Source organism: Cellulomonas sp. zg-ZUI22, assembly GCF_017353535.1.
GTDB lineage: Bacteria > Actinomycetota > Actinomycetes > Actinomycetales > Cellulomonadaceae > Cellulomonas > Cellulomonas wangleii.
On sequence record NZ_JAFMUZ010000001.1, the window covers coordinates 1,111,013 to 1,129,756 of the forward strand.

16 protein-coding genes and 2 riboswitches are annotated in these 18,744 nt (G+C 74.5%); of the genes, 10 read left to right on the plus strand and 6 right to left on the minus strand.

What is annotated here, in order from left to right; all coding sequences use genetic code 11:
- Nucleotides 1–19: 19 nt before the first annotated feature.
- Nucleotides 20–463: a rhodanese-like domain-containing protein gene (locus tag J1G43_RS05025; protein ID WP_207370132.1), complete on the minus strand. Its 444-nt coding sequence runs from the start codon at nt 461–463 to the stop codon at nt 20–22.
- A 4-nt stretch (nt 464–467) separates the two neighbouring features.
- A riboswitch (SAM riboswitch) is annotated at nt 468–565 on the minus strand.
- A 99-nt stretch (nt 566–664) separates the two neighbouring features.
- On the opposite strand from J1G43_RS05025, the gene J1G43_RS05030 reads away from it, so the two are divergent.
- The 3 genes from J1G43_RS05030 to J1G43_RS19555 all read left to right on the plus strand — a co-directional run bounded on the left by J1G43_RS05030 (nt 665) and on the right by J1G43_RS19555 (nt 4,081).
- Nucleotides 665–1,234 (plus strand): GNAT family N-acetyltransferase, encoded by a 570-nt coding sequence (locus tag J1G43_RS05030; RefSeq protein ID WP_207370133.1) that lies wholly within the window; start codon nt 665–667, stop codon nt 1,232–1,234.
- A gap of 56 nt (nt 1,235–1,290) precedes the next feature.
- Nucleotides 1,291–1,404: riboswitch (SAM riboswitch) on the plus strand.
- A gap of 35 nt (nt 1,405–1,439) precedes the next feature.
- Nucleotides 1,440–2,876 carry an aminotransferase class V-fold PLP-dependent enzyme gene (locus J1G43_RS05035; protein ID WP_207370134.1) on the plus strand — a complete coding sequence of 479 codons (1,437 nt, stop codon included), beginning with the start codon at nt 1,440–1,442 and terminating at the stop codon, nt 2,874–2,876.
- 119 nt (nt 2,877–2,995) lie between these two features.
- Complete coding sequence (locus J1G43_RS19555; RefSeq protein ID WP_307859479.1) at nt 2,996–4,081, plus strand: GNAT family N-acetyltransferase; 1,086 nt, start codon at nt 2,996–2,998, stop codon at nt 4,079–4,081.
- 20 nt (nt 4,082–4,101) lie between these two features.
- On the opposite strand, the gene J1G43_RS05050 is transcribed toward J1G43_RS19555, so the two are convergent.
- The 4 genes from J1G43_RS05050 to J1G43_RS05065 form a co-directional block, all read right to left on the minus strand.
- Nucleotides 4,102–4,707, minus strand: a complete 606-nt coding sequence (locus J1G43_RS05050) for a pentapeptide repeat-containing protein (RefSeq protein WP_207378078.1) — start codon at nt 4,705–4,707, stop codon at nt 4,102–4,104.
- 160 nt (nt 4,708–4,867) lie between these two features.
- Nucleotides 4,868–5,788, minus strand: a complete 921-nt coding sequence (locus tag J1G43_RS05055) for a MaoC/PaaZ C-terminal domain-containing protein (RefSeq protein ID WP_249670620.1) — start codon at nt 5,786–5,788, stop codon at nt 4,868–4,870.
- Complete coding sequence (locus J1G43_RS05060) at nt 5,785–7,176, minus strand: 3-oxoacyl-ACP reductase (protein ID WP_207339316.1); 1,392 nt, start codon at nt 7,174–7,176, stop codon at nt 5,785–5,787. Before J1G43_RS05060 ends, J1G43_RS05055 begins: the two co-directional genes overlap by 4 nt.
- 121 nt (nt 7,177–7,297) lie before the next feature.
- Nucleotides 7,298–8,662 (minus strand): acetyl-CoA C-acetyltransferase, encoded by a 1,365-nt coding sequence (locus J1G43_RS05065; RefSeq protein WP_207339315.1) that lies wholly within the window; start codon nt 8,660–8,662, stop codon nt 7,298–7,300.
- A gap of 236 nt (nt 8,663–8,898) precedes the next feature.
- Here J1G43_RS05065 and J1G43_RS05070 point away from each other — a divergent pair, with 236 nt between their 5' ends.
- From J1G43_RS05070 to J1G43_RS05100, 7 genes are all read left to right on the plus strand, one after another.
- Nucleotides 8,899–9,738 (plus strand): TetR/AcrR family transcriptional regulator, encoded by an 840-nt coding sequence (locus tag J1G43_RS05070; protein WP_307859480.1) that lies wholly within the window; start codon nt 8,899–8,901, stop codon nt 9,736–9,738.
- A complete protein-coding gene (locus J1G43_RS05075; protein WP_207370137.1) occupies nt 9,735–11,810 on the plus strand; it encodes an acyl-CoA dehydrogenase in 2,076 nt (691 codons plus the stop codon). The genes J1G43_RS05070 and J1G43_RS05075 overlap by 4 nt, the downstream gene beginning before the upstream one ends.
- Before the next feature lie 222 nt (nt 11,811–12,032).
- Entirely contained in the window at nt 12,033–13,370 is a 1,338-nt protein-coding gene (locus J1G43_RS05080; RefSeq protein WP_207378079.1) for an MFS transporter, read from the plus strand.
- A gap of 9 nt (nt 13,371–13,379) precedes the next feature.
- Nucleotides 13,380–13,811, plus strand: coding sequence for an MmcQ/YjbR family DNA-binding protein (locus tag J1G43_RS05085; RefSeq protein ID WP_207339312.1), 432 nt, complete (start codon nt 13,380–13,382; stop codon nt 13,809–13,811).
- Between the two features lie 117 nt (nt 13,812–13,928).
- The gene (thiD, locus tag J1G43_RS05090; RefSeq protein ID WP_207339311.1) at nt 13,929–14,720 is read left to right on the plus strand and encodes a bifunctional hydroxymethylpyrimidine kinase/phosphomethylpyrimidine kinase; all 792 of its coding nucleotides are present in this window, start codon (nt 13,929–13,931) and stop codon (nt 14,718–14,720) included.
- A gap of 186 nt (nt 14,721–14,906) precedes the next feature.
- Nucleotides 14,907–16,313 carry a glutamate decarboxylase gene (locus tag J1G43_RS05095; RefSeq protein ID WP_207370139.1) on the plus strand — a complete coding sequence of 469 codons (1,407 nt, stop codon included), beginning with the start codon at nt 14,907–14,909 and terminating at the stop codon, nt 16,311–16,313.
- Between the two features lie 26 nt (nt 16,314–16,339).
- On the plus strand, nt 16,340–18,016 hold the full coding sequence (locus J1G43_RS05100; protein ID WP_207370140.1) for an APC family permease: 1,677 nt from the start codon (nt 16,340–16,342) through the stop codon (nt 18,014–18,016).
- A gap of 197 nt (nt 18,017–18,213) precedes the next feature.
- Here the strand turns inward: J1G43_RS05100 and J1G43_RS05105 are convergent, their stop codons facing one another.
- The gene (locus J1G43_RS05105; protein ID WP_207370141.1) at nt 18,214–18,660 is read right to left on the minus strand and encodes a pyrimidine dimer DNA glycosylase/endonuclease V; all 447 of its coding nucleotides are present in this window, start codon (nt 18,658–18,660) and stop codon (nt 18,214–18,216) included.
- Between the last annotated feature and the right edge of the window lie 84 nt (nt 18,661–18,744).

Genomic DNA, 18,744 nt, shown 5'->3' on the forward strand with positions numbered 1-18,744 from the left:
GGCGGCAGGTCGGGCGTGCTCACGGCTGGAGCCACGGCAGGCCGGCGGCACGCCAGCCCGTGTGCCCGCGGTGACCGTCGGGGCCGGTCGGGCCCTCGAAGCCCTCCAGGACGTTGTACGCCGGGCCGTAGCCCGCGGCCGTCGCCGCCTGCGCGGCGCCGATCGACCGCTGCCCCGACCGGCACAGGAACACGACGGGGCGCTCGTCGCCCGGCGCGACGCCCGCCGCCGAGAGCTGGTCGAGGAACGCGGCGTTCGGCCGCCCCGAGGGGTAGGAGACCCACTCCACCAGTGCCGCCTGGCGGCCGAGGCCGCGCAGGTCCGGCACGCCGACGTAGCGCCACTCGGCGTCCGTGCGGACGTCGACGAGGACGGCGTCGTCGCGCTCGGCGAGCAGGTCCCAGGCCTCGGTGGGGGTGAGGTCCCCGGCGTACCCGGGTGCGGGACGTGGCTGCACGGTCATGGTCCTCCCATCGTCTCTGGCGGTAGCACCCTCGGCCACGGTCGCCCGTGCGGGTTGCTGCGGCGTCGTCGAGCCAGATCTCTCGGCCGCTCTGGATGGTCGCCGCGATGCTACGCCAGGGTGCGTCGCCACCGGCAGGGCGTCTCACGCACGCCCCGCCGCGGTGCGACGGGGCCGCGGGCCGTGCCAGGGTGGTGCGCGATGGACGCCCCCGAGGACCTCGTGCTGCGACCCGTGACCCCTGATGACGTGCCGGCGCTGACGCGTCTGCTGCACGACGCGTACGCGGACCTCGCCGCGCGCGGCCTGAACTTCACGGGTGCCACCCAGGACGAGGCGACGACCGCCCGGCGCAGCCTCGGTGTGGGCGCCTCGTGGGTGCTGGTCGACGCGGCCGGCGGCCTCGCGGGCACCATCACCGCGACCAGCCCTCCTGGCCGCGGCATCAAGGCGCTCACCGACCTGGCGCTCGAGCCGGACCGCGTCTGGCTCAACCAGCTCGCCGTCCGTCCGGACCTGCGGGCGCGAGGGCTGGCGACGTACCTGTGGGGCGTGCTGCGCGAGTGGTCCCTCGCGCGCGGCATGCGGTCGGTGGGCCTGGACACGGCGGAGCCCGCTGCGCCGCTGCGCGCGATGTACCGGCGGTGGGGCTTCGTCGACGCCGACGTCGTGCAGTGGCCCGGCAAGACGTACCGCAGCGTGGTGATGCTGCACAGCCTGGAGCGCGCGCCGCGAGGTACGGAAGGTGAGACGGCGCGTCTCGCATCCTGAGAGCGGCGGCGTGGTGCCGTTGACATGCCCGCGCCGGGCGGCCGATCCTCGACACAGGTCATGAGCGCCAGCGACAAGCCCCGGCTCGCTGGCCGGCAACCCTCCTCCGCGGTGGGGTGCCCCGGGTGACGACCTGGCCGCGCGCCGTTCGGCGCCGGCAAGCGCGGGGCCCTCGGCGGTCCCCGGACCGTTCCGGAGGAGCACCATGACCACGATCACCGAGCTGTTCGCGTGTGCCGACGAGGCGTCGGGCACCGCGGCCCCCGGACCGCGCAGCGGGGACGCGCCGCTGCTGCCGGTCGTCGGCGCGTCGACCACCGTCCCGCTCGTCGACGGCACCAGCCGCACCTACGCCAACCTCGACTGCGCCGCCAGCGCCCCCGCGCTGGAGTCCGTGGGCGCGCGCGTCGCCGAGGTGCTGCCGCTGTACGCCTCGGTGCACCGCGGCGCCGGCTACCTGTCGCAGGTCTCGACCGCGCTCTACGAGACGTCCCGGCAGTCGATCGCCCGCTTCGTGGGGGCCCGCGAGGACGACGTCGCGATCATCACGCGCAACACCACCGACTCGCTCAACCTGCTCGCCGGCGTCGTGCCGCACGGCGAGGCGGTGCTCGTCCTCGACGTCGAGCACCACGCCAACCTGCTGCCGTGGGTGCAGCACAGCGGGGGCGGGCAGTCCGGGACGGGGCGCGTCGCGACCGTCCTGCCGGTGCAGCCGACGGTCGCGGCCACGCTCGACGCGCTGCGCACCGAGCTCGCACGCCGCCCGTACGCCCTGGTGACCGTGACCGGGGCGTCGAACGTGACGGGGGAGGCGCTGCCGCTGGACCGGGTGGTCGCGCTCGCGCACGGTGCCGGTGCCCGGGTCGCCGTGGACGGTGCGCAGCTGGTGCCGCACCGGGGGTTCTCGCTGGCCGCGACGGACGTCGACTACGTCGCGTTCTCCGGCCACAAGACGTACGCCCCGTTCGGTGCCGGCGCCCTCGTGGGGCGCCGGGACTGGCTCGACACGGGCACGCCGTACCTCGCAGGGGGAGGTGCGGTGCGTGACGTGCGGGCCGACCGGACGGTCTGGCAGCCGGCACCTGCCCGGCACGAGGCCGGGTCGCCCAACGTGCTCGGGGCGATCGCGCTCGCGCAGGCCTGCGACACGCTCGCCGACCTGCCCGCGGGTGCGCTCGAGGCGCACGAGCAGGCGCTGCGGGACCGCCTGGTGCGAGGCCTCGAGCGGCTCGACGGCGTGCGCGTCGCGCGGATCTGGCCGGACTCGACCGACCCGGTGGGCGTCGTGACGTTCACGGTGGCGGACCTGAACCCGGGCCTGGTCGCGGCGTACCTGGCGGCCGAGCACGGCATCGGCGTGCGCGACGGGCGGTTCTGCGCGCACCCGCTGCTCGCGCACCTCGGGGCGTCCCACGGCGCCGTGCGCGCGTCGGTCGGGGTCGGGACGACGGCCGAGCACGTGGACCGGCTCGTCGCCGCGCTCGGCGTGCTGCTGGTGCGCGGGACGCAGGCGGAGTACGAGGTGGTCGACGGCTGCTGGTCCGTCGTCGACGACACGCGCCCGCTCATCGAGGTGCAAGGGCTGGACCACCTGGCCGCGACCGCGGCGGCCGCCTGCGGGCCGGCGCTGGACGACTGAGGCGCACCGACCCGGCCGTCGCGCCGGCGACGCGCGCCCCGCGGCGGGCGACGTCCCACCGTGCGGGACACCCGCGAATCCGCTGGTCGCCCGGTCGGGGCGGGGGGAGGATCGTCCGCGTGCTCCACGACCTGACGCTCGACGGCCACGGTGTGCGCCTCGTCCCCCTCGCCGAGGACCACGCGACGGCGCTCGCGGCCTTCGTCGACGACCGGGTGTGGGCGGGCATGACGTCGCCCACGCCCCGGGGCGTCGACGATCTGCGGGACGTCGTGCGGACGGCCCACGGGACGCCGGCGCGGTACGCGTTCGCGGTGCTCGTGGACGGCGAGGTGGTCGGGTCCACGTCGTTCTACGACGTCGACCTGCGGATGGGACGGCTCGAGGTCGGGCACACGTTCTCCGACCCGCGCGTGTGGGGCACGCACGTGAACCCCGCCTGCAAGCTGCTGCTGATGGCGCACGCCTTCGACACGTGGGACGTCGCGCGCGTCGCCTACCGCGTCGAGGCGCGCAACGCCCGGTCGATCGCGGCGGTCACCCGGCTCGGTGCCCGGCCGGAGGGTCGGCTGCGGGGGCACCGTGTCGCCGCCGACGGGACGCGCCAGGACTCGCTGTACTTCTCGGTGCTCGCGGACGAGTGGCCGGACGTGCGCGCGGGGCTCGAGGAGCGGCTCGCCGGGGACGGGGTGCCCGCCGCGCGCACGTCGGTGCTGCTGCTCGGCGGGCGGTCCGGGGTCGGCAAGTCGACGGTCGCCGCGGCGGTCCACGACCTGCTCGTCGCGCGGGACGTGCCGCACGCCTGGGTCGAGGGTGACGCGCTGGACCTCGCGCACCCGGCGCCGTGGGAGCACGGCGTGGCCGAGGCCAACCTGGCGGACGTCTGGCGTCGCTACCGCGCCCTGGGGTACCGGCGGCTGGTGTACACGAACACCGTCAGCGTGCTGCAGGCCGACGTGCTCGCCGCCGCCGTGGGGGACCGCCCCCACGTGACGTCGGTGCTGCTCACCGGCTCGGACGCGACCGCGCGGGAGCGGCTGGGCCGGCGCGAGCACGGCGCGTCGTACGACGCGCACGTCGCGCGCTCGGACGCCGCCGCGGTGCGGCTGGGCGAGCGGGCCGGCACGGGCGTGCACCGGGTCGCCACCGACGGTCGGACGCCGCAGGACGTCGCCGCGGAGGTGGTCGCGCTCGCGGGCTGGTGAGCCGCGGTGCGGTCGAGGGGTCAGTCCTCGACGACGAGCCCGACGTGGTGGGCGAGCAGAGGTGCCAGGTCCAGCAGCTGGTCGTGGGTGACCTGCGCGCCGCCGAGGCTGCCGACCCCCTCGACGACCCGCAGCCGCGCGCCGCGCAGGTCGCACGCCACCAGGCGTGCCTGGGTCGCGTCGAGGCGGCGCAGGTCGCAGTCGACGACGGTGAGCCGGCGCACGCGCGCGTGGCTCAGGTCCAGGTCACCCAGCGTCACGCCCTCCAGCCGCAGCTCGTCCACCGTGGACTCGCGCAGGTCGAGGTAGTCGATCTTGCCGCCGACGACGTGGACCCGCGTCCACGTGGAGCCGAACGCGGTCAGCGCGCCGACGCGCACGCCCGTCAGCGTCACGTCCCGCCACGTCGAGGACGGTGCGGGCAGCGCACCGGCGCGCACCCCCGTCCAGGTGGTGTCGAGGACCCGCACGCCGTCCATCGTGACCTGGTCGAGGTCGCAGTCCTCGACCTCGCAGTCGAGGAACCTCGCGCGTGACGCGTCGCGGCCGGTCAGGTCCAGCCCGCGGAACGCCAGGCCGTCGAGGTCGGCGTCGGGCTCGAGGTCGTACGCGTCACCGTTCAGCATGGCCCGACCCTCCCACGGACCGCGGACACCCTCGCCCGACGGCCTCCCGGGCGAACGCCGTTGCGCACCGCGGCCCCCAGCCGGCGAGAGGGCGATCCAGCACGGGTGGGGTGTGCTGGATCGACCTCTCGCGGACTGGGGGCCGAGCGCTCGCGGGCGGTCAGGACAGCGGGGTGACCTGCCCCGCGAGGTGCAGCCGGCCCGAGCGCGGGTGCCAGACGGTGAACGCGTGCCCGTCGCCGTCCGGGGCGACCCGCACGTCGGGCGTCGCGGGCAGCAGGACCGGCGCGGCGAACTCGACCGACCAGACGAACGCGTCGCCGCGTGCGGCGCCCACGTCCGCGAGGGCCCGCGACGCCGTGTACATGCCGTGCGCGATCGCCCGCTTGAACCCCAGCGCCCGCGCGGTGACGGGCGACAGGTGGATGGGGTTGCGGTCGCCGGAGACGGCGGCGTACCGGCGACCGACGTCGGCCGGCAGCTCCCAGCGACCCGTGCGCACCGGCGGCGTGAACTCGGGGCGCGGGGTCTCGTCGCGGGGCGCGTCGGGCAGGCGGACGGCCTTGGCGAGGTACGTCGAGACACCGAGCCAGGCGACCTCGCCGTCGGCGCTCACCTCGGTGACGAGGTTCACCTGGGTGCCCGAGCGGTGCGGCCGCAGGTCCTGGGACCAGGCCCGCACGGCGAGCCGGTCGCCGAGCGCGAGCGGACGGCGCTGCTCGACGCGGTTGGCCAGGTGCACCATCCCGAGCAGTGGCAGCGGGAAGTCCGGACGGACCATCAGCGCCATCGCCACCGGGAACGCCAGGACGTGCACGTACCCCGCCGGCAGCGCGTCCGTGCCGGGCTCGTGGAGCAGGTGCTGGTACGCGGTCAGGTGGTCGGCGTCGGCGTGGACGTCGTGCACGACGTAGGTGACGTCGGGCAGCCCGCGGGACGTCGCCCGCGCGCCACCGGGCACCACCGAGCGTGCGGAGGCGACCAGCCCACGGCCGTAGAGCCCGCCGAGCCCGGGAACGGCGGGCAGGACGACCTCGGTCGCCGGCCCGGACGTCGGCCCGGACGTCGGACCGCCTGTCACCGGCCCACCATGTTCTGGCCGCAGACGCGCAGCGTGCGCCCGACGATCCCCCCGGCGGCCGGGGAGGCGAGGAACGCGATGGCCTCCGCGACGTCGACGGGCAGGCCGCCCTGCTGCAGGGAGTTCAGCCGGCGCGCGACCTGCCGCGTGACGGCCGGGATCCGCGCGGTCATCTCGGTCTCGATGAACCCCGGGGCCACGGCGTTGGCGGTCCCGCCGAACGGCACGAGCAGCGGTGCGGTCGCCCGGACCATGCCGATGACGCCGCCCTTGGACGCCGCGTAGTTGGTCTGGCCGCGGTTGCCGGCGATGCCGGACGTGGACGCCAGCGAGACGATGCGCGGCGCGTCCACGAAGTCCCCGGAGGTCAGCAGCGCCTCGTTGATGCGCAGCTGGGAGTCGATGTTGACGGCCAGCACGGACGACCACTTGTCGTCGCTCATGTTGGCGAGCAGCTTGTCCCGCGTGATGCCGGCGTTGTGGACCACGATGTCGAGCCGGCCGTGACGGCTCCTGGCGTGCTCGAGGATCCGCTCGCCGGCGTCGGGCGCGGTGACGTCGAGCTGCAGGGCGGTGCCGCGCACGCGGTTGGCGACCTGCGCGAGCTGCTCGCCCGCCGCGGGCACGTCGACCGCGACGACCGTGGCACCGTCCCGCGCGAGCGCGTCGGCGATGGCCGCGCCGATGCCGCGCGCGGCACCCGTGACCACCGCGACCTTGCCGGTGAGCGGCTTCTCCCAGTCGGTGGGCAGCTCGCCCGCGTCGGAGTCGACCTCCAGCAGCTGCCCGTCGACGAACGCCGACCGCGCGGACAGGAAGAACCGCAGCGCGGCGACCACGCTCGGCGCGGTGACGGGCACCGGCTCGGCGACGACGACGCCGTTGCCCGTGCCGCCGGCGCGCAGCTCCTTGGCCAGCGACCGCAGGAACCCGTCGACCCCCTGCCGGGCGGCCGCGACGGCCGGGGCGTCGGAGTCCAGGGCGGGCCGCGAGATCGTGACGACCCGTGCGCCGCCGCGCAGCGACCTCAGGGTGCTCGCAGCCGCCAGCACCGGTGCGGTGAGGTCGTCCGGGTGCTCGACGTCGGTGAGCACGAGCACGACGGCCGCGTACCGGGTGTCCGGCGACGCGTGGCGGTGCACCTCGACGTCCCAGCCGTCGAGGACGGCCGGGGCGTCACCGGTGGGGGTGGCGCCGCCCGGGGGCGAGGACAGCAGCGTCGCGACCGCGTCGGCGTCGGGCCCGGAGCCCAGCACCAGCGCGGGGCCGTCGAGCAGCGGCCGGCCGGGGCGGTGGCGGCGCAGCACGGCGGGGCGCGGCAGGCCGAGCTGCTTGGCGAGCTTCTGGGTGAGCCCGTTGTTGACGAGCTCGAGGTAGCGGTCGGTCATCACGACTCCTGCGTCGTCGGGTCCGGCGGGTCGCCCGCTCCCACCGGGGAGCCGATCGCTCTGTCGCCGAGGGGAGGGGCGGGACTGCGCTGCGGCGGGAGAGGGCTCCCGCCGCAGAGGGTCAGGCTGCTTCGAGGAGGGCCGTGAGGCCCAGGCCACCGGCCGCGCAGACCGAGACGAGCGCACGGACGGGGGAGTCGTCGCCGGCGGCCACCTGGGCGGCGCGCCGCGCGTGCAGCTCCTTGGCAATGGTGGCGACGATGCGACCGCCCGTCGCGGCGAACGGGTGCCCGGCGGCCAGCGAGGAGCCGTGCACGTTGAGCCGCGCAGGGTCGACGGTGCCGAACGCGCCGTCCAGCCCCAGGCGCTCGCGGCCGAACTCGGCGGACTCCCACGCGGCCAGCGTCGTCAGGACGGTGGACGCGAACGCCTCGTGGATCTCGACGTAGTCCAGGTCCTCGAGCCGCAGCCCGTGCCGGGCGAGCAGCCGCGGGACCGCGAAGACCGGCGCCATGAGCAGCCCGTCGACACCGTGCACGAAGTCGACCGCGCCGGCCTCCGCGTCGACGACCGCGGCGAGCGGCGTGAGGTCGTGGGCGGCAGCCCACTCGGCCGACCCGAGCAGCACGGTGGACGCACCGTCCGTCAGCGGGGTGGAGTTGCCGGCCGTCATGGTGGCGGGCGTGTCCAGACCCAGACCGAAGGTCGGCTTCAGCTTCGCCAGCTTCTCGAGCGAGGTGTCGGCGCGCAGGTTCGCGTCGCGCGTCAGGCCGCGGTACGGCGTGACGAGGTCGTCGAAGAACCCGGCGTCGTAGGCGGCGGCGAGGCGCTGGTGGCTGCGCAGCGCGACCTCGTCCTGCGCCTCGCGGGTGATGCCCCACTGGGCGGTGGTCAGGGCCTGGTGCTCGCCCATCGACAGGTGGGTGCGCGGCTCGGACGTGCGGGGCGTCGCCGGGGCGAGGTCCTTGGGACGCAGGCGGGCGACAGCCTTGAGCCGCTGCTGCGGCGTCTTCGCGTGCGAGAGGTCGAGCAGCACGCGGCGCAGGCGGTCGCTGACGGCGATGGGCGCGTCGGACGTCGTGTCGACGCCGCCGGCGATGGCGGACTCGAGCTGGCCGAGGCGGATCTTGTTGGACAGCGAGACCACGGTCTCCAGGCCGGTCGCACAGGCCTGCTGCACGTCGTAGGCCGGGGTGGTGGCGGCGAGGGCCGACCCGAGGACGGCCTCACGCGTGAGGTTGAAGTCGCGGCTGTGCTTGAGCACCGCCCCGGCCGCGACCTCGCCGATGGTCTCGCCCTGCAGCCCGTAGCGGGCGACGAGCCCGTCGAGCGCCGCGGTGAGCATGTCCTGGTTGCTCGCCTGCGCGTACCTGCCCCCGGCGCGGGCGAACGGGATCCGGTTGCCGCCGAGCACGTACGCGGTGCGGGGCAGGGCTGCGGGCGTGGTGGGCGTGGCGGGGGACGTGCTCGGCTTACGGGTGGCCATCTGGCGTTCCCTCTCGCATCGGCGTCTGTGGCGTGCGGTCGTTCCGGTGACCCTGTCCCGCTCTGGCGGGAGGGACGTTCGTCCCGGAAGGGTGTCCGGAACTCACAGTACCTGATACCTTCGGTTGCGTGAGCCCCGTCACTCCGGGAGCGTCGACGACGACCTCCTCGAACCGATCGCGCGACGACGCGCCCGGCCGGCCCGTGCCGCGGGTGCCCCCGTCCGCACGTGCCGTCGTGCCGGACGGTGTGGACGAGGACGCCCCCGCCGACGGCCGCTCGACGCGCTGGGCCGACCACCGCGAGGCCCGGCGCGCCGAGCTGGTCCGCACGGCCCGCAAGACCGTGCACCACCGCGGCCCCGACGTCTCGATGGAGGAGATCGCCGCCGCGGCGGGGACGTCCAAGTCGATCGTCTACCGGTACTTCACCGACAAGACCGGCCTGCAGATCGCGGTCGCCGAGGCCGTCGTCCTGCAGATCCGCGGCGCCCTGGAGGGTGTGCTGCGCGTGGCGCCCACGCCCCGCGAGGGCCTGCGCGCGATGGTCGCCGTGTACCTGGAGATGATCGAGTCGTCGCCGCACGTGTACGCGTTCGTCACGCGCGACGGGTCGGTGGAGTCGGGAGGCCCGCTGGGGCACTTCCTCGACTCGGTCACGGCCCTCGTCGCCGCCCCGTTCGCCCGCGGTCTCACGGAGGACCGGGACGACGTGCGCGTCGCACGCCGTCCGGAGGCCGAGGAGTCCGACACCGGACCGGACCCGGCGACCGTGGCGCTCGCCGAGTCGTGGGCCGCCGGCGCCGTCGGGTTCGTCCGCGGCGCCGGCGAGTGGTGGCTGGCCCACCGGGGCGAGCCGGGCACGCCCGACCGCGAGACCCTCACGGCCCAGGTCGCCGCGTGGCTGTGGGCCGGACCGGTCGGGCTGCTCGCCCGCGAGCACCCCCGCCCACCGGCGCAGCCCGCACCGTCGGGCACCGCCGACCTCGACACCCGTCCCCGCACGCCCGCCCACCCGGCGGACCAGCAGCACACGACCGGCGACGACGCCGGGCACACCACCAGGGAGCAGCGATGACCACCACCACCGACCGCCCCACGGCCCGCCCCGTCGCTGCCGCCGCGCCCCCGCGCGTCGACGTGGCAGCGCTCGAGAACCTGCTGCTGGGCCAGTACGCGCAGCTGCGCCGCGAGGCGCGGGCGGTCACCGCCGACCCGTTCTTCCACAAGATCGACGGCCAGTCGGTGGCCGAGCACCGTGAGCGCGTGCTCACGCAGCTGCGCCGCCTGGAGGCCGAGCACGACGTCCTGCGGTCGTTCCCGACGCACCTCGGCGGCGCCGACGACCACGGCGGCTCGCTCGCGCGCTTCGAGGAGCTCGTCGCCGGCGACCCGTCGCTGCAGATCAAGGCGGGCGTGCAGTGGGGGCTGTTCGCCTCGGCGATCCTGCACCTGGGGACCCAGCACCACCACGACACGTTCCTGTCCGACGCGATGCACCTGCAGGTGCCCGGCGCGTTCGCGATGACGGAGGCCGGCCACGGCTCGGACGTCGCGTCGATCGGGACGACCGCGGAGTACGACGCACAGACGCAGGAGTTCGTCATCCACACGCCGTTCCGTGCGGCGTGGAAGGACTATCTCGGCAACGCGGCGGTGCACGGCACGGCGGCCGTCGTGTTCGCCCAGCTCGTCACGGCCGCGCCCGACGGCCCGCGCGTCAACCACGGCGTGCACGCGTTCTACGTGCCGATCCGTGACCCCCGGACGATGGAGTTCCTGCCCGGCATCGGCGGCGAGGACGACGGCGTCAAGGGCGGCCTCAACGGCATCGACAACGGGCGCCTGCACTTCACGCACGTCCGGGTCCCGCGCACGAACCTGCTCAACCGGTACGGCGACGTCGCCCCCGACGGCACGTACTCCTCGCCCATCAAGAGCCCCGGGCGGCGCTTCTTCACCATGCTCGGCACGCTCGTGCAGGGCCGTGTCTCGCTCGACGGCGCCGCAGCCAACGCGAGCAAGATCGCCCTGGCCATCGCGGTGACGTACGCCAACCAGCGCCGGCAGTTCGCCGGCGGCACGGGCGACGAGGTCGTCCTGCTCGACTACGGCCAGCACCAGCGCCGGCTGCTGCCGCTGGTGGCGGACGCGTACGCCACGGCGTTCGCGCACGAGGAGCTGCTGGCGGCGTTCGACGAGGTGTTCTCCGGCCGCGGGGACACCCCGGAGAACCGCGAGGACCTGGAGACGCTGGCGGCGGCGCTCAAGCCGACGTCGACGTGGAACGCGCTGCGCACGCTGCAGGAGTGCCGCGAGGCGTGCGGCGGTGCGGGGTTCATGGCCGAGAACCGGCTGACGGGGCTGCACGCGGACCTCGACGTGTACGTGACGTTCGAGGGTGACAACACCGTGCTGTACCAGCTCGTCGCCAAGCGGCTGCTCGGGGACTACGCGAAGGCGCTCAAGGTCACGCAGGCCGACCGCGGCGACCTCGCGCGGTTCGTCGTCGACCGCGTCACCGACGCCGCGATGCACCGCACGCCTCTGATCCGGGCCGTCCAGACCCTCGGTGACCGGGGCGACGCCCGGCGGTCCGTCGGCCGGCTGCGGGACACGCAGACGCAGCGCGACCTGCTCACGGACCGCGTCGAGACGATGGTGGCGCACGTCGCGCAGGCGCTCGCCCCGGCCCGCAAGATGAGCCCGGAGAAGGCCGCGGACCTGTTCAACGCCCACCAGCACGAGCTCATCGAGGCGGCGCGCGCGCACGCCGAGCGCGTGCAGTGGGAGGCGTTCACGCGGGCGGTCGAGCGCGTGGAGGACCCGGGGACGAAGCAGGTCCTCACGTGGGTGCGCGACCTGTTCGGGCTCACGCTCGTCGAGCGCAACCTCGCGTGGTACCTGGTCAACGGGCGCCTGTCGGCCGGGCGTGCCCGCACCGTCACGTCGTACATCGAGCGGCTGCTGGCGCGGCTGCGGCCGCACGCGCAGGACCTGGTCGACGCGTTCGGGTACGGCCCGGAGCACCTGCGGGCGCCCATCGCGTCGGGGCAGGAGCAGGAGCGGCAGGACGAGGCGCGTGCGTACTATCGCGCGCAGCGGGCCAGTGGTGACGCGCCGATCCCGGAGAAGCACCTGACGCGCTGACCTTCGCCGCCTGCGGGCGCGCCGTCCCGGGAGCCGGTGGCGTGCCCTCCACGCTGACGGTGAGGTCCGGGTCGTGGATCGCACGGATCTGGGGAAGGCTGCCACGGTGGTCGACCGCCTGCTGTGCGACGCCGGACCCGAGGCGGTGCGGTCCGCCTGCCGCGACCGGTTCGTCGTGGTCGTCGAACGGTGACCGGAGTGCCGAGGGCGGGAGGCGGGGCGGTGCCGGTGTCGACGGACCTGCGGCGTCTCGTCGTGCCGGTGTACGCGCCGGCGGCGCTGGCGATGGCGAGCCTCGGCATCGTCACCCCCATCCTCGCGCTGCTCGCCATCGAGCGGGGCGCCGCGCCGGGTGACGCGGCCCTGGTCGTGGCGATGCTCAGCGTGGGCGGGTTCGTCGGTGCGCTGCCGAGCGCGCTCGTCATCGCGCGGCTCGGGGACCGGTGGGCGCTCACCGGCGCGCTCGTCGTGGAGACCGCGGCGATCCTGGCCCTGTGCGTCGTGCGCTCCGTCCCGGCGATGCTCGTCGCGGGCTTCGCCATGGGGCTGGCGGGAGTCGTCCTCGCCGTCGCCCGGCAGAGCTACCTCGCGACGGCCGTGGACGTCGGCGTCCGGGGCCGCGCGATGGCCCTGCTCGGCGGCGTCTTCCGCGCAGGCTCGCTGGTCGGGGCACTGATCGCGTCGCTCCTCCTCACCCTCGGGCCCATGGAGTGGGCGCTCCTCACCGCCGCCGGGCTCTCGGCGTGCGCCGCGGTCGCGACGTACGCGTTCACCGCTCCTGCCGAGCCCGGCCCTGCGGCCGACGGGCGGGCGCCGGCGATGTGGCGGCCCGGGTTCGGGCGGTTGTTCGCCACCCTGGGGGTCGGCGGTGCGCTCGTCATGCTCGTCCGCGCGTCGCGGGACGCCCTGCTTCCCCTGTGGGGCCACGACCTGGGGCTCTCCGAGAGCACCGTCACCCTGCTCTTCGCCGTGTCCTCCGCCGTGGACCTCAGCCTCTTCTACGTGGCGGGGATGGTGATGGACCGGTACGGCCGCAGGGCGGCGGTCGTCCCCGCGATGGTCGTGATGGGCGTCGCGCTGCTCTGCCTCCCGCTGGGCGATGCGGTGCTCTGGGCGTTCGTCATCGGCGTCGCGCTGGGGCTGGGCAACGGCCTGTCCTCGGGGGCTGTGATGACGATGGGCGCCGACGCGGCGCCGGAGGACGCACGGGCGTCCTTCCTCGCGGGATGGCGGCTCGTCACGGGCGTCGGGCAGTCGTCCGGACCGGTGCTGGTCGCGGCCGTGGTCGGCGCGTCCACCGTGGGCGTCGCGGCGACGGTCGTCGGGGCGCTCGGCCTGGTCGGGGCGGGCTGGCTGCGGTGGTGGCTTCCCCCCGGGCCGCCGGGCGGCGACGGGCGGGACGGCGAAGGTGGTCCGCTCGGCGTCGTCGCCGGCCGTCGCGACGACGCGCCTGCGGAGGGCCGACCAGCGGCCGCCTCGGTCCGCAGGGCCGGTCGTCGCCGGCGACGTCCCGCAGGTCGTGCCGAGGTGCGCTCGACGCCGGCGACGACGCGTCGCTAGCGTGCCCACATGGGCACCTCGTGGACAGAGGGCGATGCCGAGGCCGCACGGACGCGCCTCGCCGAGGTCGTCGCGCCCCTGCCCGAGGTCAGCGTGCAGCTGCGGAGCGAGCACGGTCACGCGGCGGTCCTCCTGGGAGGACGCCGGTTCGCCGGGCTCACGGTGGACCACCACGACGACGGCCTGCTCGCGCTGCGGATCGGGACGACGCCCGAGGAGCAGCGCGAGCTGGTCGCGCGGGACCCGGCACGCTTCTTCGTGCCCGACTACGACGGGGCGCACGGCTGGGTCGGCATGCTCGTCGACCCGGCGAGCGACCCCGACTGGGAGCACGCGGCGGAGCTGCTGGAGTCCGCATGGCGTCGCAGGGCGTCGAAGCGTGCGCTGCGGGCGCTGGACGCGCGGCGGGCCGCCGGTGACGACGGGCACTCGGCCCCCTGACCCCGGCGCCGCGCGCTGCCGTGCCGCGCCGTGTGACCGCGTCCGCTCCCGGCGCACCCCGTCCTGGTGCCTAGGCTGGAGCCGACACCCCGCACACCCAGCCTCCCAGGAGCACCCGTGGTCGACCTCGCCTACGTCATCGCCGGATCCGAAGCGACCGGCGGCGCCGGCATCCAGGCGGACCTGCGCACGTTCCAGGAGCTCGGCGCCTTCGGCCTCGGCACGCTCACCTGCATCGTGTCGTTCGACCCGGCGAACGACTGGGGGCACCGCTTCTTCCCCGTCCCGCCCGAGGTCATCGCGGCGCAGATGGAGGCGGCAGCCGCCGCCTACGACCTCGACGTCGTCAAGATCGGCATGCTCGGGACGCCCGCGACCATCGACGTCGTGGCCGAGGGGCTGCGGCGGCAGCCGTGGCGGCACGTGGTGCTGGACCCGGTGCTCATCTGCAAGGGCCAGGAGCCGGGCGCGGCCCTCGACACCGACAACGCGCTGCGCGAGCAGATCGTCCCGCTCGCCACGGTCGTCACGCCCAACCTGTTCGAGACCCGCGCGCTGTCCGGCATGGACACGATCGAGACGGTGGAGCAGCTCACCGAGGCCGCCCGCCGCATCCAGCAGCTCGGCCCGCGGTACGTGGTCGCCAAGGGTGGCGTCGAGCTGCCGGGTGACGACGCGGTCGACGTGCTCGTCGCCGGCGACGACGTCACGGTGCTGCGGACCCCGAAGGTCGGCGAGGAGCGCGTCGCCGGTGCCGGGTGCACGCTGGCCGCCGCGATCACCGCGGAGCTCGCGAAGGGCGCCGAGGTCGGTGCGGCCGTCGAGCGGGCGAAGGACTTCGTCACCGCCGGGATTCGGGGACGCGTGTCCGGGCGAGCGCCGTTCGAGGTGGTCCGCCAGGGCGCCTGACCTCCCCGCGAGGTCGCCCCGACGAACCGCGACGAGCCCCGGCGAACCCTGACGAGTACGGGCGGAGCGTCGCCGACCACCTCGCTGATCAGGCGGTTCGTTCCCGCAGTGCGCGTGGGCGAAACGACCGTTACCGTCGGAATCGAGCCCGCGTGGTGCGGGGTCGTTCTCAGCGGGGGGCTGAACATGGTCACGAACACGCGCCGAGCCAAGCGGCACGAGGGTGAGCCCGAGGTCGTCGAGCTCAATCCGGTCTTCGCCAGGCCGGGGGAGGCCACCGCCATCCCCAAGTTCGACTTCCCGGCCGACGAGGCGCTGCCCGAGACGGCCTACCAGATCGTCCACGACGAGGCGATGCTCGACGGGAACGCGCGGCTGAACCTCGCGACGTTCGTCGGCACGTGGATGGACGAGCACGCGTCGCGGCTGTACATCGAGGCCGCCGACAAGAACATGATCGACAAGGACGAGTACCCCCAGACGGCCGCCGTCGAGACGCGGTGCTGGACGATGCTCGCCGACCTGTGGCACGCCCCGGACCCGCGGAACACGATCGGGACGTCCACCATCGGCTCCTCCGAGGCGGCGATGCTCGGTGGGCTGGCCCTCAAGCGTCGCTGGCAGCACGCGCGCCGTGAGGCCGGCAAGCCGACGGACAGGCCCAACCTCGTGCTGTCCAGCGCGGTGCAGGTCTGCTGGGAGAAGTTCTGCAACTACTTCGAGGTCGAGGCCCGCTACGTGCCGATCTCGCTGGAGCACAAGGTGCTCGACGGGCACGACCTGGAGAAGTACGTCGACGAGAACACGATCGGCGTCGTCGCGATCATGGGCGTGACCTACACCGGCATGTACGAGCCGGTCGCGCAGATCGCGGCGGCACTCGACCGCATCCAGGAGTCGACGGGCCTCGACGTGCCCATCCACGTCGACGGCGCGTCCGGCGCCATGATCGCGCCGTTCGTCCAGCCCGACCTGGAGTGGGACTTCCGCGTGGCGAGGGTCGCGTCGATCAACACCTCGGGCCACAAGTACGGCCTGGTGTACCCCGGGCTCGGCTGGGTGGTGTGGCGGGACGTCGAGTCGCTGCCCGAGGACCTGGTCTTCCGGGTGTCGTACCTCGGTGGCGACATGCCGACGTTCGCGCTGAACTTCTCGCGGCCCGGCGCCCAGGTGCTCCTGCAGTACTACCTGTTCATCCGGCTCGGCCGCGCGGGGTACGAGGCGGTGCAGCGGACGTCCCGGGACGTCGCGCTCTACCTCTCGGGCGAGATCGCGAAGATGCCCGCGTTCGAGCTGTGGAACGACGGCTCGGACATCCCGGTGTTCGCCTGGCGGCTGCGCGAGGGGCACACGACCAACTGGAACCTCTACCACCTGTCCGAGCGGCTGCGGACGAAGGGGTGGCTGGTGCCGGCGTACCCGATGCCCGACGACCTCACGGACCTCACCGTCCAGCGCATCGTGGTCCGCAACGGGTTCAGCCACGACCTCGCGTCGGCGTTCCTCGCCGACCTGCGCGACGAGGTCGCCTACCTCGACGCCCTCACCGGTCCCATGCCGGCCGAGGGCCACCGCTCCGGCTTCCACCACTGAGCCGCGGACAAGGCAGGGGGACACCTATGTCTGCGCAGAGCAGCACGCCCGCATCCGGTGGCACCGGGCCGCACATCCGGGCCGACGGCACGCACGCGCCGTCCGCCGACCACGTCAAGCCGCACCCGTTCGGCACGCCGGGCGCGCGCAAGCCGCCCGACCACACCGGCCCCGCGATCGGCGCGCCGGCCGTCGGCCCGGCCACCTACATGTCCGTCCTGCAGCTCGCGATGCTCACCGTCGTGGTGGTCGCGTCGCTGCGCTCCCTCCCGGCGATCGCGACCTACGGGCTCGGGTCCGTGACGCTGTTCGTCATCCCCGCGATCGTGTTCCTCGTGCCCACGGCCCTCGTCGCCGCCGAGCTCGCCACGGGCTGGAAGGGTGGCGTCTTCACGTGGGCGCGCGAGGCGTTCGGCGAACGCCTCGGCTTCGTCGCCATCTGGCTGCAGTGGATCCAGAACGTCGTCTGGTACCCGACGCAGATCGCGTTCATCGCGGCGAGCCTGTCGTTCGTCATCAACGACCAGGGCCTGGCGAACAACGGCCTGTACACCGCCGTGGTCATCCTCGTCCTGTACTGGGGGTCGACCCTGATCACGCTGGCGGGCGGCAACCTGTTCGCCAAGGTCGGGTCGTGGAGCGGCATCTTCGGCACGCTCCTGCCCGCGCTCCTGCTCATCGTGTTCGGCGCGATCTGGCTGAGCACGGGCGAACGGTCGGAGACGCCCCTGGAGGCGTCCGCCGTCATCCCGCCGTGGACCGGCATCGCGTCGATCGTGCTCATCGTGTCCAACGTCCTCGCGTACGCGGGGATGGAGGTCAACGCCGTTCACGCCAACGACATGAAGAACCCCGGCCGCGGGTTCCCCCGGTCGATCGCGATCGCGACCGGCCTCATCCTGCTGGTGTTCATCCTGCCGACCATCGCGATCTCCGTGGCCGTGCCCAAGAAGGAGCTGGGCGTCACCAACGGGATCAACCTGGCCTTCCAGGAGTTCTTCGACCACTGGGGCATCCCCTGGGGGACGCCGGCGATCTCCCTGCTGATCGCGCTCGGGGCGTTCGCGTCCGTCGTCACGTGGATCGCCGGCCCGTCGCGCGGTCTGCTGGCCGCCGCCCGCACCGGGCTGCTCCCGCCGGCGCTCCAGCGCCGCAACAAGGCCGGTGTGCAGGTCGGCATCCTCGGCGTCCAGGGCGTCATCGTGACGCTGCTGGCACTGCTGTTCGTCCTGGTGCCGAACGGCAACACCGCGTTCATCGCGCTGGTGGACATGGCGGCGGCGCTCTACCTGATCATGTACATGATCATGTTCGCCGCCGCGATCCGGCTGCGGCGCACCCAGCCGAACGTGGTCCGCACCTACCGCACCCCGGCGATGAAGGCGGTCGCCGGCGTCGGGTTCGCCTTCAGCGCCATCGCGTTGATCCTCGCGTTCATCCGGCCGTCGGGCTTCACCGGCCTCTCCGAGGTGGCGTACCCGATCGTCGTGGGCCTGGTCGTCATCTTCCTGGGCGGCCCACCGCTGCTGTTCTACGCGATGCGCAAACCGTCGTGGGACAAGCGCACCGCGGAGGAGCGGGCGACCACCGACAGCGTGCTCGTCAACCCCGCACCCGCGGGGTCGGCACCCTCCTCCGCGGGGTCGTCACCCCCGCCTCCGGGAACGGGGCAGCCGGGCACCGGCCGGCCCGCGACGAGCTAGCGGACGGCCGGACGCCGGGGACCCGTGACACGGGTCCCCGCCGTCCGGCACGTCGTCGGCCGACGGGGTCACGCGTGCACCCGGCCTCGAGACCGTCGAACAGCTCGCGCCGAGGAGTTCGTCACGGCCGGCATCGAGGGCCGGGTGTCCGGGCGGGCCCCGTTCGAGGTGGTCCGCCAGGGCGCCCGACGAGCGCGTCAGGTCGCCCGCTCCCACTCCTCGACGTCACCCGGGACGACGACGAGCAGGGGGTGCGGTAACGGCCGGCCTGCCTGCACCGACTGCGTCCACCGCTCGGGCGAGCGGACCTCGAGCTTGGCGAGCAGGTGCCGCCACTCGAGCGCGAGCTGCCCGTCGGTCACCGGGATCCGTGGTGTGGTGCCGATCCGCTCGGATGCGGTGGCCTCGATGCGGGTCGTGTCGAAGCGGTAGCCGCGGGTCTTCGCCTCGTCGGCGACGGCGTGCAGGTACGCGGCGATCGCGACCTCCGGCTCGGGGTGCGCACGGAACCGTGCGAGCTGCGGGTGCCGGGTGTACCCACGGGTGCGGCCCGCGAGGACGGCCTGCGCGAGCAGCGCCTCGCGCCAGCACGCGACGAGGCCGGCGCGGTCGAGGAGCGCCGGGTGCAGCGACCACAGCCTCACGGGCCCACTCGCCCGCGGACGGCGACGTCGCCCGGTCGGTGCTCGGGCAGCTCCGTGCGTAGACGTCAGGCGACGTCGAGCCGA